This is a genomic window from Aromatoleum toluclasticum ATCC 700605, assembly GCF_000378245.1.
Taxonomy (GTDB): Bacteria; Pseudomonadota; Gammaproteobacteria; order Burkholderiales; family Rhodocyclaceae; genus Aromatoleum; species Aromatoleum toluclasticum.
The window spans coordinates 79,045-97,217 of sequence record NZ_KB899491.1 but is presented as its reverse complement, the minus strand read 5'-3'; the positions used below and the strand labels follow the sequence as shown (position 1 = coordinate 97,217).

The following is an 18,173-nucleotide window of genomic DNA, read 5'->3' as shown; positions in this document are numbered from 1 at the left end:
GTCCGGGGTCCGGCGCAATCGCGTGCGCCGCAGCGTCGGCGGCAGCCTCGGGGCGGCCGCTCGCGCTTTTGTGTGTGTGCAGTCTCGCAAGCCATGTTTGCGCAACTGTTTGTGAAATGTAGTGAACTGTATCAACGGGTCGAAACACCGCCGCGCCGGGGCGTGAACGAAAAAAAGGGGAGGTCGCCCTCCCCTTTTCCGTTACCGCTTCAGCCAGCGATCAGCTGAAGAAACCCGTCACCACCAGCACCAGCAGCACGAGGCCGAAGGTGATCAGCGTCAGGCCGAGAACCACCGAGCCGACATGCAGCTGACGCGAGGGCGCATCGACCACGTACTTCTCCAGCTCGCCCGACTCGACCAGGCGCTGGTACTGCGCCGGGTGCTCGCGCTGGAACTCTTCCAGCGACTGCGTGCCGGTGAACATCACCACGTCCGGCGGCGGCAGCTTGTCGGGGCGGAAGTGGTTGTTGAAGAAGTGCACCGTGAAGAGGAACACCGCCGCAAGGAAGGCTTCCTCGCCATGCACCAGCGTGCCGACGTTGAACACCCAGCCCGGCAGGAAGCTCGCCGTCACATGCGGGAAGGCCAGCATCAGGCCGCTCCAGCCAATGATGTTCACACCCCAGAACACCGCCCAGTAGTCAAACTTCTCGAAGTAGGTCCAGCGGTCGAACTTGGGCTTGGGCCCCCTGCCGAAGAACCACTTGAACATGCCCCAGCAGTCGGCCAGGTCCTTCCAGTTCGGGATCAGCGAATCCGGCCCGAACCAGCGGAACTTGCGATCGCGCAGCAAGCGCGACATCACGTACACGAAGTGGATCAGGAAGATCCCGACGAAGAGCGCGGCAGCGGTGCGGTGGATGATGCCCATCACCTTCGGCCCGCCGAGCAAGGCGGCTACCTTCGGCGCCCACGCGCTGTCGGCGAACATCACGGTCGTGCCGGTCAGAACCAGGGTCATCGTCACCAACGCGAAGCACAGGTGCCCGACACGCCAGCCCCACGCGAAGCGCACGAAGTGCTTGCCCTCGCTCACGCCGAGCGCGCCGGTGCGCACGTGCGCCACGGTCTTGCGTTCCTTGCGCTCCTGCCACTCGCGGTAGTACCACAGGCCGCTATGCAGCCAGAAGAAGGCGAACACGCCGATCAGCAGCGCCGTCATGAACGTGCCCGCGATCCACATCTTCGGATACTTCTCGAAGTCGTGGGTGTTGGCATGCGGGCCGAAGGTCACGAAGCCCGCGGTTGCCTTGACCATGCCCGGCTTCTTGTCGTCGTGGCACTTCTGGCAGGTCTTCAGACGGTTGTCCGGATGGACGCGCGACTTCGGATCGTCGCCCGCCTTGATGCCGTGGCTGCCGTGGCAGTCGGCGCACTTGGCGGTGTAGACGAAGCCGAGCCGGTTCACCTGCCCGTGGTAGGTGTCGCGGTAGCTGTGCAGCTCTTCCTGGTGGCAGTCGCCGCAGGCGAGCACGTTCTTGAGCTTGAAGGCCTCCGACGACGAGTTGCGGATCTCGTGCGTCGTGTGGCAGTCGATGCACACCGCGCCCTTCGGGTCGCCCTTCTCGATCAGCTTGCCATGCACGGAGCTCTTGAAATCGTCGAGCTGATCTTCGTGACAGGACGCGCCGCAGGTCTCGGGGATCGTCATGCGCCACTTTTCGCGCTCGGGCGTGCCGGCAACGGGCACGGCGAAGTCGTGCGTCGCGTGGCACTGGTTGCAGTAGGCCTTGGGACGATCCGGATTGTCCGCATCGGGGCGGGCGTGGAAGGACTCCTTGTACGCGGCGATGTTCTCGGCGACGATGCCCAGGCGCTCCTTGCTCGCCGCCTGGTTGTTCTTCTTCGCCTCGTCCCACAGCTTCTCGTGGCAGGCGGCACAGTCCGGCTTCGCGGAGCTGGCGGCCTTCTCGTGCTTTTCCTTCGCGTCAACGATGTCGGTGTGGCAGGCGACGCAGTCCAGCTTCGCGTGCACGCCATTCGCGAGTTTGCCAGTGTCGACCGCGGGCAACTTCACCTTCTCGCCTTCCGCGTCCTCGATCTGGATGGCCGGCTTGCCCGTCTGGTGACAGTTGAGGCAGGTCGCGTTGTCGAGCTTGGCCGGTGCATCGCCCCCGCCGGCCGCCAGGCCGGACAACGGCCAGAGCAGCGCGACAGACGCGGCCGCCGCCAGCAGGCCCCGAATGTTGCGTATTTTCACGTTGATGCTCCCGTTTTGCGGCGCAGCCCGCGCGTCGCAGACAAAAAAAAAGGGGGCCGGCACGTCGCACGCCAATCTTCAGACGCACAAGCGTCATATGTGCTAGTGGCCCCCCTGCCCGGCGGTTTGTTGCCCCCGGACCAGGCCGGGCCGCCCGCGGCCCGGCCGTTGCTGCCTTCAATCAGAATGCGTGTGAAACCGTCACCGCTATCACGCGCGTTATCTGATCAGGATTCACGAGGACTTTCGTCCCGTCCGAGTAAGTCCAGCTCGACCACGTGTAGTCGTCCAGCTCGCGCCGATCCCAGACATAGTCTAAACGAATAGCCGTAGCCTTGGTAAGGGCATACCGAGCGAAGAGCCGCAGGGTATTCAGCGTGTACTCGGTATCCGGGAGGATCCCCGCCCCCTGGCGGATCGACGACAGCGCACCGGCATCCGCGTAGGAGATGTCGTACTTGTTCACGTCGCGGCTGTACAGGTATTGCCCGCCGACCGAGAACTTCGAACTGATCTGGCCGTCGAATCCGGCGCCAACCGCATTCGAGCTCAGCTTGAGGTCGGCACCCCACGGTACGCAGGTGTAGGCGAGCGTCGTGCCGTCGCACTTCGAACCGTAGGTGCTGTTCAGCGACTTCTGCTCGATGTCGTTGGTGGCGTGCGAATACCACAGGTTCGCCTTCCAGCGGTCGTTGAAGCGGTATGACGCATCGAGCGAGAACAGCTCCGAACGGCCCTCGTTCAGACCGATGTCGAAGATACGCGTCTTGTAGTCGTCCATCGCGTACTCGTAGGCGAACTGGACCGACAGGGGATCGACCGGCATCCAGTCAAGCATGAGCTTGAGCTTGTCGCGCTCGCGGTCGGAGAACTGCGCCGGCGCCGTCCAGTGCTCGCCCACGGCCGTCGTGGCGGTCTTGACGAGGACCGGCGTGGTGCCCCAGCGGGAACCGTCACGCTCGCTGTGGGCGAGGGTCACGCTGCCGTTCAGAGTGTCGCTGAGCGACTTGCGCAGGTCGATGCGGTAGGTGTTCTCCGTCATTTCGTCGCGGTACAGCTCGTCCATGCCCTCGTACTTCCTGAAGTCATAGTCGTAGCCGGCCGTCAGGTTGTAACCCTTCGGCAGGCGGTAGCTCGCCTCGAACTTGCCGCGATGCGTCGTCTGCGACTCCGGGTTGTTCTGCAGGATCTTTCCGTTGTAACTCGCATAATCGAGTTGCGGCGTCCGGTCATCCCGGTCCTCGTACGCCCACGACGCAAGCAGGTTGAGCTTGTCGGTGATGCGCGAGGTCAGCGACGCGAACGCGTTGGTCGTATCCAACTTGCCGCCGAGATCGCTGCGGGTCATGCCGGGCAGGTAGGGCACGACGGAGGACGGCAGGAAGCTGTCGTCTTGGGTCGCGAAGCTCTTGCTCACCTTGAAGTTGGCGCGCGTGTCGCGGCTGAAGTTGTAGCCGCCGGCCAGCGCGATCTGGTGCATCTGGTTGTCGGGCGCGAGCGACAGCGGGCTCATCTGGGTCGGCGTGCCCTGGACGGCAACCGGATTGCCCGTACCGCCGGTGGTGCCGTAATTGACGAACAGGCCCTTGCCCGCCTTGTTCTCGTAGAAGCTGGCGTAGTAGCTGCCCGAGACGTAGAACTTCTCGGTCGCGTAGTCCAGCGAGGCCTCGATCTGCTTGTGATTGGAATCGATCGGCTCGGGCGCGAACAACTGGCCGAGGTAGCCACCGACGTTTCCGTTCGAACCGAACAGGCGCTCGCCCTTCTTGTCCTCGTTCTTGAACGTGACGTTCGCCTGCAGGTTCTTGCTGATGAACTTGGTGGCGGTCAGGGACGTGGCGGTGCGCTCGGTCTTCAGGTCCTTGTCGTCGAAGCGGGTGCCGAGGTTGAGCGTGTCGTGGCCGATGCCGGTCACGCGCGTCGAGACCTCGAACGGTGCGTAGCGCGGGATCTGGTTGTAGTCGATACCGAGCTTCCAGTCGCCCTGCTGCTCGATCGACGCGCCGAATTCCTGCGTGCGCAGACCCAGGTCACGGCCCTCGATGCGCAGCCAGCGACCCTCGTCGGAGCGGCGGATGACCTTCAGGTCGGCGCTGCCGTGCACACCATCTTCGTTAATGCCGTAGTACTGCCGGTAAAGCGGATTGACCTCGTTGAGGTGCTGCAGCTTGATGCTCGCTTCCGCGACGCTCGGGCTGATCAGTTCCGCGACCTCGTCTTCCTGCGCGAGGGCGGACGAGACGGGGAAGGCCATCGACACGGCCAGCGCCAGCACCGTCCGCTTGAAAATGCGATTGTTGTCCATTTCGTTCTCCCTGACTCTTAACGCCAGAAGCGGGCAGCCTTCGAGCTGGCCGACGGACTATTGCTGCCATGGATTTCGGTGTGGCAGTTCAGGCAGGCACGCCCCTGGGTAACACCGACCGAGTTGAGGCCGTTGTTCTGGCTTGCCGGCGAAGCGATCGCCGTGCCATTCACGTTGCGGCTGAGATCGGTATTCGCCGCAACACCCGGAATCGTGCCGAGGTGGTTGGCAGGGTCATGGCACTGCTGGCACAGGAAGGGCGGACGGGTCTTGAGCATCGCGTCGGCGACGGTGCCGTGCGGGTTGTGGCAGTTGGCACAGTCTTCGGTCACCGGTGCATGGTTATGCACGAAGGGGCCGCGCTTCTCCGCGTGGCAGGTGTAGCAGGTCGCATTGGTGCTGTCCTTCACGAGCAGCTTGGGACCGGTGGTGCCGTGCGGATTGTGGCAGTCCGAGCAGGACATCTTGCCTTCGGGGATCGGGTGGTGCGACGGGCGGTTGATCTGCGCGCGCTGCTCCTTGTGGCACGCGAAGCAGACTTCGGCCTGGGTGCGCTTGTCGCGGACCTTGTCGTTGGCAGTGTGCGTGTCGTGACAGGAACTGCAGGCCACGTCGCGACGCTCGTGCGTGCTGCCGGCCCACAGGTGGCGCTTCGGGTCGGTCTGGTGACAGGACAGGCAGGCGGCGTTGCGGTCTGCGACGGGGGTCGCCGACTTCTGGTCGAAAGTGCGATCGGGCTTGGGCGGCTTGTCGCTGCCCTTGTGGTTCACGTGTTTGTCGCTGTCGCCGTGACAGTCGGTACAGGTCGGCGTGCGACCGTCGGCGCGCGTGCCGTGTTTCGTCTTGCCGATGTGCAGCACGCCCGGCGCGTCCGCTTCGTCGTGACAGGACGTGCACTTGGCATCGCCCTTGAGCACGATGTCCTTGGGCGCCTCTTTCGGCGCATCGGCGGCGAACACCGCGCCGGAGCAGATGCCGCCGATACAGGCCAGCACCGCCAGCAAGCTTCGCATTTTTTTCATGTTACCCCCTTGGTTCCGAACGTCATTGCTGCGCCGCCCGTATGAGCGGCGCGATTCAGGACACGCTGATTACTGCGAAAGGATCCACTGCATCAGGTTCTTGATCTGGGCCTCGTCCTTCGTGTTGATGATCTTGTGATCCTCTTCGGTCCCATCCTCGAGTTTCACCTTCGGGCCGGTCGTGATGTTCTTGCGGATCTTCTCGAAGCCTTCCGCCTCCTTGCCCTTGTACTTGTCGGCGATCTTCTTGTACGAGGGCCCTTTCTTGGTCTTGTCGATGGCGTGGCACTTGAAGCAGTCGTTCTCCTTCGCGAGCGACTTGGCGGCGTCCGCATCGACGGCAAAAGCGGAGGACGAAGCGAAGATTGCGGCAGTGGCGGCAACGAGCAGCGACATGCGGTTGAGACGGAATTGCATTTGGGTTCTCCTGTTGAAGCTGAAATTTAGTCGTATGGACCGCAACCACGGGCGCAGCCCGACGTGACCGAATTTTCGCCAATTCGCGCAATCCCCCATATCGGACAGGGTTTAAATTGCGTGTAGGAAAATTCCTACCGCGCGGACGATCCGCGAACGCGTGACAGGCCTGCACGCGCAGGACGCGCGCAGGTACTCCGCGGCCTTCACGGCGCGGCGGACGGGACAGGAAGTAAGGGGTGGGGCGGGGGGAAAGCTGGAGGCGCCGCGCGGGGGCGGCGCAGGCTTACACGTCGGTGGACTTCACCAGGTGGTGCGCGACCGCGTAGCGGATCAGCTCGGAGGTGTTCGTCATCGACATCTTCTGCAGGATGCGCGTCTTGTGCGTGCTGATGGTCTTGACGCTGAGCGACAGCTCGTTGGCGATGTCGGTGAGGCCCTGGCCGAGCACGAGGCGGTGGAAGATCTGGTATTCGCGGTCCGACAGGGCGGTGTGCGGCAGCTCGTTCGCGGCGGGCATCAGGCCGCGCGCCATCAGCTCGGCGACGGTGCTGCTCACGTACACGCCGCCGCCCGCGACGCGGCGGATCGCGTGTACGAGCAGGTCGGCGTCGCTCTCCTTGGTCAGGTAGCCCGCTGCGCCCGCGTGCAGCGCGCGCACGGCGTACTGCTCCTCGTGATGCATGCTCAGGATCAGGATGGGGAGCTTGGGTTTCTCGTCGTGGATCAGGCGGATGAGGTCGAGGCCGCTGCGTCCGGGCATGGAGATGTCGAGCACGACGACGTCCCAGTCCTGATCGCGCACGAGCTGCAAGGCCTCGTTGCCGTTGGCCGCCTCGCCGCACACCGCGAGGTCCTCGGTGTCGGCAAGGATCTGCTTGAGGCCGTCGCGGATGATCGCGTGGTCGTCGGCGAGCAGTACCCGGAGTTTTTCCATCATGCCAACCTCATTGCCGGACCGGGACGGTGACGTCGATCGTCGTGCCGTCGCCGGGCGTGGAGTGGATCGCGAAGGTTCCTTGCACCAGGCGGATGCGCTCGCGCATGCCGAGCAGGCCGAAACCCGCCTGGTTCGCCGCATCGAGCACGAAGCCGACGCCGTCGTCGCGCACGGTCAGGCGCCAGTCGTCGTCCTCGCGCCGGCACGCCACCCATACGGTACTCGCTTGCGCGTACTTCGTGACGTTGGTGAGGGATTCCTGCAACACGCGGAACAGCGTCGTCGCCTCGGCGCTGCCCCGCTCGGGTTCGTCGTCGTCCTGATCGAGCACCAGCTCGATGTTGGTCCGTTTCGAGAAATCGTCCGTGAGCCATGAGATCGCGGCACGCAGGCCGAGGTCGTCGAGAATCAGGGGCCGGAGCTCGTAGGTGATGCGCCGCACCGAGGCGATGGTCTGGTTGAGCTGCTCCTTGATGACGCCCACCTTGTCCTGCAGGTCGCCACGCTCGCCCGGCAAACGGCCGCCCAGCCACGAGAGTTCGAGCTTGATCGCGGTGAGCCGCTGTCCGAGTTCGTCGTGCATTTCGCGCGCGATGCCCGCCCGTTCGTCCTCGCGCACCCGCTGCAGCGCCGTGGACACTTCCTGAAGCTGGCGATTGGTTTCGCGCAGATGGGTCTCGATGCGCTTGCGTTCGGTCAGGTCGCGCAGGACCACGGTAAGGAAGCGCCGCCCCTGGGTTTCGGTGGACGAAAAGGTGGCGTCGGCGGGGAATTCGCGGCCGTCGGCATGGCGGGCGGTCAGTTCGGCACGACCGCGGCGCGCGTGCCGCGGCTCGCCCGAATTGCGCCGCCGCCCGACGATGGCGTGGTAGGCACCGCGCGACTCGCTCCCGAGCAGGCGATCGAAGGGTTTGCCGAGCGTCTCGTCGGCACGGACGCCGAACATCTGCTCGGCCGCGCGGTTGAACAGCACCACGGACAGGTCCTCGTCGATCGTGACGATCGCATCCATCACCGATTCGACCATCTCGCGCAGGCGCTCTTCGCTGTCCTGCAGCGCACTCGCCATCAGCGCACGCCGGCGCATGCTCCACGCGACACCGCAGGAGGCCGCCAGCAGCAGGGCGGCGACGATGCCCGCGCCCGCAACGATGGGACGCGCGGTCATCGGCCAGGACACCAGCGCCGAAGTCTGGTCCACGGCGACGCCGATGAGGAACGGATAGCGCGGCACGGGATGGTAGGCGACGAAGCGGTTCTCGCCGTCCAGGGTCTCGGTGACGAGGATTGTGCCGGACGGATCGGCGGCCTTCGCGGTGAGCCGCGGGAGCCCCTTGACCGGTTGATCGACCTTGTCCATGTCGCTGGGAAAACTCGCGACCAGGTTGCCGCGCGCGTTGATCAGCTGGACCTGCTTGCCGAAGCGCAGATCCAGCCGGCGATAGAAGGATTCGAAATAGTTCGCTACGACTGCCGAAGCGACGACGCCACGGAAATTCCCCGCTCCATCGACGAGCCGCGCGCTAAGGTAGAAGGTCCACTCGCCGTCGAAGCGGCGGCGGTACATCTGGCTGACAAAGAGCCCTTCGTCCTTGCGCACGAGACTCGCGAAGTAGTCGCGGTCCGCTTCGTTGAAGCCGGGACGGGTGCCGAGCAGGGTCGAGTTCATGACGACGCCGCTGGCATTGACCACGAACATCGACGAGTACTGCGGCAATCCTTCGGCGCGGGCCTTGAGGAGCGCCTGGACGGGGAAGCTGTCGAGTTCGAGTTGCAGGCCGATTCCGTCGGAGAGCCTTTCCTGGGCGCCACGCAGCGCCATCGCGACGCCGTCGAGCGTGCGCCCGGTCTGCTCCGCGAGGATGCTGCTCAGGGTCGAGATCTCGCTGCGCGCGTATTCGATTTCGCGCTGGCGCATGTCGTAGAGCAGGAATGCGGTGCCGCCGGCAAGCACGGCGAGCATCAGCGCGGTCAGCAGCATCACCGCGCGCACGGGCGGCTCGATCCAGAACTTGCGTAACAGGCCTGACATCCGGAAATTCCCGAGATAAGGCCGGCGCGCCCTTCCGACCCGATCATCGGTCACGACCCGCCGGTGCGGGCGGACTATAGAAGGCGGGGCGTCGCTCGGCAAGTTTGAAACAAACAATTCATCGTGGCGTTTCCGGCAACAATCGGCCGCGACAATGCAGCATTGCGCGATTGCTTCACGGCGTCCGCACCCGGCATTCCGGTCGCCGGCCCGCGTGTCGGGTAGAATTCCGGCCTTTCCCCCTGCGCGCACCTCCATGGAATTTCTTGCTCCGCTGCTCGACATCGTCCTTCACCTCGACAAGCACCTCGAAGCGCTCGTGAGCGCGTACGGCATCTGGATCTACGCGATCCTGTTCGCGGTGATCTTCAGCGAGACCGGGTTCGTCGTGACCCCCTTCCTGCCCGGCGACTCGCTGCTTTTCATCGCCGGCGCGCTGGCGGCGCTGGGCAACATGGACATCTCCCTGCTGATCCTCACGCTGACGGCCGCCGCGGTGCTCGGCAACACGGTCAACTACTCGATCGGCCGCTACTTCGGCCCCAAGGTTTTCCACTGGGAGAACTCGCGCCTCTTCAACAAGGCGGCGCTGATGAAGACGCATATGTTCTATGAGAAGCACGGCGGCAAGACGCTCGTGATCTCGCGCTTCCTGCCCCTGTTCCGCACCTTCGCGCCTTTCGTCGCGGGCATCGGCAGCATGAGCTACGCGCGCTTCACGCTGTTCAACGTCGTCGGCGCGGTGGCGTGGGTGGTGTCGCTGACGTTCGCCGGCTACTGGTTCGGCAACATGCCGTGGATCAAGCAGAACCTCACGCTGGTGATCGTGGGCATCATCGTGTTGTCGCTGCTGCCGGTGGTGATAGGCGCACTGAAGGCGCGCTCGACCGCGTCCTGAGCGTGACGGAAGTGGCGGCGCAGCGTTGCGCCGCCGCGCTGCGGGCACTAGGATGAATTGCCGCCGACGCAAGCGCGCGTTGCCGGCACGGCAATCGGGCAAAAGGACGCCGTCGCGTTGCACGCGCAAGGGAGAGCGTCATGAGCTACGCCGAACGCGCGCTGCGCACGCTGAGCGCGGGCAACCGAACGCTGTTGCGGGCGCAGGACGAAGCGACACTGCTGCAGGAGATGTGCCGGGTGATCGTCGATCTCGGCGGCTACCGCATGGCCTGGGTGGGTTTTGCCGAGCACGACGAGGCGTTGACGATCCGGCCGATGGCCCACAAGGGCTTCGAGGAAGGCTTCTTCGAGATCGCGCATTTCACCTGGGCGGAAGGGGACTCCGAAGACTCGCGCGGCCCGACGTCGCAGGCGATCCGCAGCGGCAAGCCGGCCGTGGTGCAGGACACGACCAAGCTCTCCAGCTCGCAGCTTCCCATCCCCCTCGCCGAGACGCTCAGGCGCGGTTACGCCTCCATCGCAGCCTTTCCCCTGATCATCGAGGGCGAGACGATCGGCAACCTGACGATCTTCGCCGCCGAGCCTGATGCTTTCGATGATTGCGAGACCGGACTCCTGGCCGAAATGGCGGACGACCTCGCCTTCGGCATCGCGACGCTGCGCATGCGCGAGCGCCACCGCCAGTCGGAGGAAACGATACGCCACATGGCATTCTTCGACGCGCTGACCGATTTGCCCAACCGCAGCTCGGTCAGCGAAGCGCTCACGGTGGAGATCACGCAGGCACAACTGGAAAACCAGTCGATGGCGGTGCTGCTGGTGAAGATAGGGCGCTTCCAGGAGATCAGCGACACGCTCGGCTACCAGGAGGGCGACCACCTGATCGTCGAGATGGGCACCCGCCTGCGGCAGATTGCCGGCCCGAACAAGTCGGTCGCGCGCGTCGGCGAAGACGAGTTCGCGATCATCATGCCGCGCTCGAGCGCGGAAGCCGCGATGCGTGTCGCGCACCATGCAATGCGCGAGGTGTGCGACCCGGTGATCTTCGCCGGCATGGCGATGGATCCGCATGCCCATATCGGCATCTCGCTGTTCCCCGGCCACGGCAACACGCCCGAGGCGCTGCTGCGGCGGGCGAAGATCGCCGCGGTGCAGGCGCGCAGGACGGCGTGCAAATACACCCTCTACAAGGGCACGGAAGACCGCGAGAGCACGCGCCGGCTGGAGCTGATGAGCGAGCTGCGCAGCGCGATCGACCAGAACGAGCTGCTGCTGTATTGCCAGCCGAAGGTCTCCATCGGTAGCGGCGAGATCTGCGGCGCCGAGGCGCTGGTGCGCTGGCAGCACCCGCAGCACGGCATGATCGCGACCGGCGAATTCATCGCGCTCGCCGAACACGCCGGCCTGATCATGCCGCTGACGCGCTGGGTGCTGGAAGCGGCCTTCCGCCAGTCCTACGCGTGGTACGAAAGGGGGATCAGGCGGCCGTTGTCGGTGAACCTGTCGGCGCAGGATCTGCGCGATCCGCGCCTGATCGACCGCATCAGCGGCCTGTTCGCGACCTGGGCGCTGCCACCCGAGCTGGTGCAGTTCGAGCTCACGGAGAGCGCGCTGATGGAGGATCCGGCGGGCGCGCTGGAAACGCTGGACCGGCTCAAGGAGCTTGGCGTCGAACTCTTTATCGACGACTTCGGCATCGGCTATTCCAGCCTGAGTTACCTGCAGAAGCTGCCGGTCGATTCACTCAAGATCGACCATTCCTTTGTCACCAGCATGCTCACCAACGAGGGCTCGGCCGTGATCGTGCATTCGACGGTGGAGCTGGGACACAACCTCGGGCTCGGCGTCGTCGCCGAGGGGGTCGAGAGCGAGGCGCTGTGGGACCGGCTGCAGGCGCTGGGCTGCGACACGGCGCAGGGTCATTTCGTCGGCCGTCCCTTCCCCACCGCGCAGTTCGACGAGTGGGAGGCGCAGTCGCCGTGGAGTCATCGCCCCCTGAGCGGCGCCACTGCCCACTGAGGCACCGGGGCTGTCGCGCCGGGGAGCCGGACGGGGGAATGCTTGCGGGCGTGGAACCCATCCCCATCCTGTCCCGGGAGCCTCCCCTTTGGTCCGTCGCCCGGACGGCGCAGAGCAGTGCTCCGCGAATTCCCGACCTCGCCCCCGAAGGGGAAGGGATCCTCCGGCTGGCGCCCGGACTGATGCCCGGGCCCCGCTCCGAAAGGATCAGATCACGCCTTGCGCCAGCATCGCGTCGGCGACCTTCACGAAGCCGGCGATGTTGGCCCCGTCCACGTAGCTGATCGTGCCGTCCGGACGGCCGCCGTGCTGCACGCAGGCGTCATGGATGCTGTGCATGATGCCGTACAGGCGCGCGTCGACCTCCTCGCGCGGCCACGACAGACGCATCGCGTTCTGGCTCATCTCGAGGCCCGACGTCGCGACGCCGCCGGCGTTGCTGGCCTTGCCCGGCGCGTACAGCACGCCACCTTCCTCGAACACGCGCACCGCCTCCGCGGTGGAGGGCATGTTGGCGCCTTCGGCCACGCATTTGACGCCGTTCTTCACGAGCAAGCGCGCGTCGGCCCCGTCCAGTTCGTTCTGCGTCGCACACGGCAGCGCGACGTCGACCGGCACGTTCCACGGCGACACTCCCGGCTGGAAGTTGGCCTTCACACGCTGCGCGTAGTCGCTGACGCGGCCGTACAGGTGGTTCTTCACTTCCATCAGCTCGGCGAGCTTCTCGGTCGTGAAGCCGTCCTCGTCGACGACCGTGCCGCTCGAATCGGACACCGTGACGACCTTCGCACCGAGCGCCATGGCCTTCTCGACCGCGTACTGCGCGACGTTGCCCGAGCCTGACACGCTCACGCGCAGGCCGTCGAAGGACATGTCGCGGCGCTTGAGCATCTCCTCGGCGAAGTAGACGGTGCCGTAACCGGTCGCCTCGGGGCGAATGAGCGAGCCGCCGAAGGCCATGCCCTTGCCCGTGAATACGCAGTCGGCGCGGTTCGAGAGCTTCTTCATCATGCCGGCCATGAAGCCGACTTCACGACCGCCGACGCCGATGTCACCCGCGGGCACGTCGGTGTCGGAACCGACATGGCGGAACAGCTCGCCGACGAAGGCCTGGCAGAAGCGCATCACCTCCGCCGGGCTCTTGCCCTTGGGGTCGAAGTCCGAGCCGCCCTTGCCGCCACCCATGGGCAGCGTGGTCAGCGCATTCTTGAAAGTCTGCTCGAAGGCGAGGAACTTGAGGATGGAGAGGTTCACCGAGGGGTGGAAGCGGAGCCCGCCCTTGTAGGGACCGATCGCCGAGCTGTGCTGGATGCGGTAGCCGCGGTTGACCTGCACGTCGCCGTGGTCATCGACCCAGGAGACGCGGAACATGATCACGCGCTCGGGCTCGACGAGACGGTCGAGCAGGCCCTGCTCCGCATACTTCGGATGACTGGAAATGAAGGGCCACAGGCTTTCGATCACCTCGGTGACGGCCTGCAGGAATTCGGGCTGGCCCGGGTTGCGCGCAGCAACGTGTTCCAGGAAGTTTTCGAGCGACTGGCATTTCATCGAATTCCCCAAAATGGTGCATTAAATACACAGAAAATGATTCCGCCCGCCTTTATGCACCAATTTCAGGCATTCGATCAACGCCTTTCATTAATTTCTCTTAATAATCGCCCCATTTCGGTGCGTTAATCGACGCCCGGCTGGCGTGAGCGCCAAAGAAAACGGCGCCGAAGCGCCGTTTTCGATCGATTTGCGGACGAAGTTCGCTTACATGCTGCGGCGATACTGCCCGCCCACCTCGTACAGCGCACTCGTGATCTGGCCGAGCGAGCAGTAGCGCACCGCATCGACCAGCACCTCGAACACGTTGCCGTTCTCGATCACGGTCTGGCGCAGCCTGGCCTGCCACTTCGGCGCCTCGGCCTTGTTGCGGGCGTGGAAGTCGGCGAGGCGGGTGAGCTGGCCCTGCTTTTCTTCCTCGGTCGAACGGGCAAGCTCGATTTCCTGCTGTGCCTGACCCTTGGGGTTGAGGAAGGTGTTCACGCCGATGATGGGGTAGGAGCCGTCGTGCTTCTTGTGCTCGTAGTAGAGCGACTCCTCCTGGATCTTGCCGCGCTGGTAGCCGGTTTCCATCGCGCCGAGCACGCCGCCGCGGGAGGCGATGGCCTCGAACTCCTTGAGCACGGCTTCCTCGACGAGGTCGGTCAGCTCGTCGATGATGAAGGCGCCCTGGTTCGGGTTCTCGTTCTTCGCGAGGCCCCATTCGCGGTTGATGATCAGCTGGATCGCCATCGCGCGGCGCACCGATTCCTCGGTCGGCGTGGTGATCGCCTCGTCGTACGCGTTGGTGTGCAGCGAGTTGCAGTTGTCGTAGATCGCGATCAGCGCCTGCAAGGTCGTGCGGATGTCGTTGAAGTCCATCTCCTGCGCGTGCAGCGAGCGGCCGGAGGTCTGCACGTGGTACTTCAGCTTCTGGCTGCGCTCGTTCGCGCCGTACTTGTTCTTCATCGCCACGGCCCAGATGCGGCGGGCGACGCGGCCGATCACCGAGTACTCGGGGTCCATGCCGTTGGAGAAGAAGAAGGACAGGTTGGGCGCAAAGTCGTCGATGTGCATGCCGCGCGCCAGATACGACTCGACGTAGGTGAAGCCGTTCGACAGCGTGAAGGCGAGCTGCGAGATCGGGTTCGCGCCGGCTTCGGCGATGTGGTAGCCGGAGATCGACACCGAGTAGAAGTTCTGCACCTTGTGATGGACGAAGTATTCCTGGATGTCGCCCATCATCTTCAGCGCGAACTCCGTCGAGAAGATGCAGGTGTTCTGACCCTGGTCTTCCTTCAGGATGTCGGCCTGCACCGTGCCGCGCACCGAGGACAGCGTCCATTCCTTGATCTTCTGGAACTCGGTCTCGGTCGGCTCGCGGCCGTTGTCGGCGCGGAACTTCGTCACCTGCTGGTCCATCGCGGTATTGAAGAAGCACGCGAGGATGATCGGCGCGGGGCCGTTGATCGTCATCGACACGGACGTCGTCGGGGCGCACAGGTCGAAGCCGTCGTACAGCACCTTCATGTCGTCGAGCGTCGCGATCGACACGCCGGAGTTGCCGATCTTGCCGTAGATGTCCGGACGCGGATCGGGGTCGCAGCCGTACAGGGTCACCGAGTCGAAGGCGGTCGACAGGCGATGGGCAGGCATGCCTTCGGACACGCGCTTGAAGCGGCGGTTGGTACGGAAGGCGTCGCCCTCGCCGGCGAACATGCGCGTCGGATCCTCGCCTTCGCGCTTGAACGCGAACACGCCGGCGGTGTAGGGGAAGGAGCCGGGGACGTTTTCCTTCATCAGGAACTTCAGCGACTCGCCATCATCGTCGAAGCTGGGCAGCGAGACCTTGCGGATGCGGGTGCCCGAGAGCGAATCGGAGGTCAGCTTGGTGCGGATCTCCTTGTCGCGGATCTTCACGACGTACTCGTCGGCGGCGTACAGCTCCTTGGTCTGCGGCCACATGTCGAGCAGCTTCTTCGCCGCGGAGGTCAGCTCGCCGTCCTTCCAGTCGATCATCTCGGCGAACGAGCCCGCTTCCTTGCCGCACTGTTCGAACAGCCCCTTGGCGATCTTCAACGACTGGCGCTCGCGCGCGACGCGGGCCTGCTGCTGCACGTGCTTGTGGTAATCACGCACGCTGTCGGCGATCTCGGCGAGATAGCGCACGCGCTCGGCCGGAACGATCGCGCGGCCGCGGCTCGACGCCTTGATCGTGACTTTCGGGAGGGCTCCAGGCTTGGCCTTGAGGCCCTTCTCGACCAGGCGCGGGAACATCGCCTGGTACAGCGCGGTGATGCCGTCGTCGTTGAAGCGGGCAGCCATCGTGCCGAACACCGGCATGTCGTCGGTCGGCGTGGAGAACAGTTCGCGGTTCCTCTGGTACTGCTTGCGCACGTCGCGCAGCGCGTCCTCGGCGCCCTTGCGGTCGAACTTGTTGATCGCGACAAAGTCGGCGAAGTCGAGCATGTCGATCTTCTCCAGCTGGCTCGCGGCGCCGAATTCGGGGGTCATCACGTACAACGACAGGTCGACGTAGGGCACGATCGCGGCGTTGCCCTGGCCGATTCCCGAGGTCTCGACGATGACGAGGTCGAAGCCGGCGAGCTTGGCGGCGGCGATGACTTCGGGCAGCGCGGCGGAGATCTCGGAGCCGGTGTCGCGCGTCGCCAGCGAGCGCATGTAGATGTTCTCGTGCTCGATCGCGTTCATGCGGATGCGGTCGCCCAGCAGCGCGCCGCCGGTGCGCTTGCGCGACGGATCGATCGACACGATGCCCACGCGCAGCTTGTCGTTCTGGTCGAGACGGAAGCGGCGCACCAGCTCGTCGGTGAGCGAGCTCTTGCCCGCGCCGCCGGTGCCGGTGATGCCCAGCGTCGGGGTCTTGATCTTGGCGGCGGCTTCGACGAGCGCCTTCTTGACGTCATCACCATAGGCGCCGTTTTCCAGCGCGGTGATGATGCGCGACAGGCTGCGCAGCGACGCCTTGCGATCGCTGCCGGTGAGCGCCTTGACGACTGCCTCGGCCGACGCTGGAGCGGCGGAGGTCAGGTCGAAGTCGGAGTTCGCCACGAGGTCGTTGATCATGCCCTGCAGGCCCATCATCGCGCCGTCTTCGGGCGAGTAGATGCGCGTGACGCCGTACTCGTGCAGCTCCTTGATTTCGGACGGCACGATCACGCCGCCGCCGCCGCCGAAGACCTTGATGTTCTCGCCGCCGTTGGCCTTCAGCAGGTCGATCATGTACTTGAAGAACTCGACGTGACCGCCCTGGTAGCTGGTGATCGCGATGCCCTGCACGTCTTCCTGCAGCGCCGCGTTGACGATCTCGCCGACCGAGCGGTTGTGGCCCAGGTGGATGACCTCGGAGCCGGTCGATTGCAGAATCCGCCGCATGATGTTGATCGACGCATCGTGGCCGTCGAAGAGCGCCGCTGCGGTGACGAAACGCACCTTGTGCTGCGGCTTGTAGGCGACGAGCTTCTTGGCTTCGCTGAGATTGGTCATGCCTTCTTCCCTCTGGTTGGCGCCCGGGCGGCGCTCGCTCATGTTTGTGGGCTTAATGTTAGAAGGCGGACGGCACCTTTGCCATTGTGCGTACCGACGACAATCGTGCAAAATCTGCCAATCTCTCTTCGCCCGTCAGGAAGCTTCCGCATGCCCATCCCCCTGCCGCCCTCCGGCACCGATGCGGCGCCGCTTCGCCCGAAGCGCGCCACGGTGGCCATGGGTTTCGTGACCGGGATGCTCGCCGGGCTGCAGCGCCGCGGACGCGATCCGGCGCCCTTTCTCGCCGCCGCCGGCATCGAGCTTGCAGACTCCGCCACGCGGGTGCCGATCGACCGTTACGCACGGCTCTACAACGACATCACGCGCGCGCTCGACGACGAGGGCTTCGCGCTGTTCGCGCAGCCGATGCGCTGCGGCAGCTTCGAGTTCCTGTGCCGCGGCATGCTGGGCGCGGCGACGCTGGGCGAGGCGCTCGACCGCGCGTCGCGCTTCCTGCGCATCGTGCTGCCCGACCTCGCGGTGAGCGTGCGCCGCGCCGAGGATCCGGAGGACGAACGCGCCGAACTGCGCATCTCGGAGACACGGCGCCTCGCGGACTGGCGCGGCGACCCGGCGCGCGTGTTCGCCTTCGAATGGCTGCTGCGCCTGATCCACGCGGTGGCGTGCTGGCTGGCCGGGCGCGGGCTGGCGCTGGATTCGGTGCATTTCCCCTATCCGCGCCCGGCGCATGCCGATGATTACGCGCTGGTCTACACCGAACTTTCCTTCTTCGACGCCGGCACGCTGGTCGCTCGCCTGCGCGACAACCTGCTCGACCTGCCGGTGCGCCGTGACGAGGCGGCGCTCAAGGCCTTCCTCGACGGCGCACCGGGCAAGATCACGATGCTCTACCGGCGTGACCGCGACATGGTGCTGCGCGTGCGCGACCTGCTGCGCGACGCGCTCCCCCTGAACCTCGCGCTCGAGGACGTCGCCGCGCGCCTGCACCTGTCGCCGCGCACGCTGCACCGCCGCCTGGAGGACGAGGGCGCGAGCTTCCGCTCGATCAAGGACGCGCTGCGGCGCGACATCGCGTTGTCGCGGCTGACGAAGACGCAACTGCCGATCGCGACGATCGCCGCCGAGCTGGGCTATGCGGACCCGTCCGCGTTCTACCGTGCGTGCGTCGCATGGACCGGGCAGTCGCCCGAACGCTTCCGCCAGCAATTGCACCATCAGCCGGCCGGCCGCCGCAGCGCCTAGCGCGTGTGGGGTCGAGAGTCCGCGCCACGACCGGGTCCTGCTCTAGAATGGCG

General features: G+C 65.2%; 11 protein-coding genes. 3 read left to right on the top strand and 8 right to left on the bottom strand.

What is annotated here, in order from left to right:
* Positions 1-220 precede the first annotated feature (220 nt).
* From F464_RS0100430 to F464_RS0100405, 6 genes are all read right to left on the bottom strand, one after another.
* Positions 221-2,203 carry a cytochrome c gene (locus F464_RS0100430; protein ID WP_018987790.1) on the bottom strand — a complete coding sequence of 661 codons (1,983 nt, stop codon included), beginning with the start codon at positions 2,201-2,203 and terminating at the stop codon, positions 221-223.
* A 181-nt stretch (positions 2,204-2,384) separates the two neighbouring features.
* Positions 2,385-4,508 (bottom strand): MtrB/PioB family decaheme-associated outer membrane protein, encoded by a 2,124-nt coding sequence (locus F464_RS0100425; protein WP_018987789.1) that lies wholly within the window; start codon positions 4,506-4,508, stop codon positions 2,385-2,387.
* Between the two features lie 17 nt (positions 4,509-4,525).
* On the bottom strand, positions 4,526-5,521 hold the full coding sequence (locus tag F464_RS0100420) for a DmsE family decaheme c-type cytochrome (RefSeq protein ID WP_018987788.1): 996 nt from the start codon (positions 5,519-5,521) through the stop codon (positions 4,526-4,528).
* Positions 5,522-5,599: 78 nt separating this feature from the next.
* Positions 5,600-5,947 (bottom strand): c-type cytochrome, encoded by a 348-nt coding sequence (locus tag F464_RS0100415; protein WP_018987787.1) that lies wholly within the window; start codon positions 5,945-5,947, stop codon positions 5,600-5,602.
* Between the two features lie 286 nt (positions 5,948-6,233).
* On the bottom strand, positions 6,234-6,884 hold the full coding sequence (locus F464_RS0100410) for a response regulator (RefSeq protein ID WP_040394265.1): 651 nt from the start codon (positions 6,882-6,884) through the stop codon (positions 6,234-6,236).
* 10 nt (positions 6,885-6,894) lie between these two features.
* A complete protein-coding gene (locus tag F464_RS0100405) occupies positions 6,895-8,919 on the bottom strand; it encodes a PAS domain S-box protein (RefSeq protein ID WP_018987785.1) in 2,025 nt (674 codons plus the stop codon).
* Positions 8,920-9,175: 256 nt separating this feature from the next.
* Between F464_RS0100405 and F464_RS0100400 the strand changes: the two genes are divergently transcribed.
* Complete coding sequence (locus F464_RS0100400; protein WP_018987784.1) at positions 9,176-9,817, top strand: DedA family protein; 642 nt, start codon at positions 9,176-9,178, stop codon at positions 9,815-9,817.
* A gap of 140 nt (positions 9,818-9,957) precedes the next feature.
* On the top strand, positions 9,958-11,838 hold the full coding sequence (locus F464_RS0100395) for a putative bifunctional diguanylate cyclase/phosphodiesterase (RefSeq protein WP_018987783.1): 1,881 nt from the start codon (positions 9,958-9,960) through the stop codon (positions 11,836-11,838).
* Between the two features lie 207 nt (positions 11,839-12,045).
* Here the strand turns inward: F464_RS0100395 and gdhA are convergent, their stop codons facing one another.
* Positions 12,046-13,389: an NADP-specific glutamate dehydrogenase gene (gdhA, locus tag F464_RS0100390; protein ID WP_018987782.1), complete on the bottom strand. Its 1,344-nt coding sequence runs from the start codon at positions 13,387-13,389 to the stop codon at positions 12,046-12,048.
* 207 nt (positions 13,390-13,596) lie between these two features.
* Positions 13,597-16,875, bottom strand: a complete 3,279-nt coding sequence (gene icmF / locus F464_RS0100385; protein WP_018987781.1) for a fused isobutyryl-CoA mutase/GTPase IcmF — start codon at positions 16,873-16,875, stop codon at positions 13,597-13,599.
* Between the two features lie 150 nt (positions 16,876-17,025).
* Between icmF and F464_RS0100380 the strand changes: the two genes are divergently transcribed.
* A complete protein-coding gene (locus tag F464_RS0100380) occupies positions 17,026-18,120 on the top strand; it encodes an AraC family transcriptional regulator (RefSeq protein WP_018987780.1) in 1,095 nt (364 codons plus the stop codon).
* Positions 18,121-18,173: the final 53 nt, after the last annotated feature.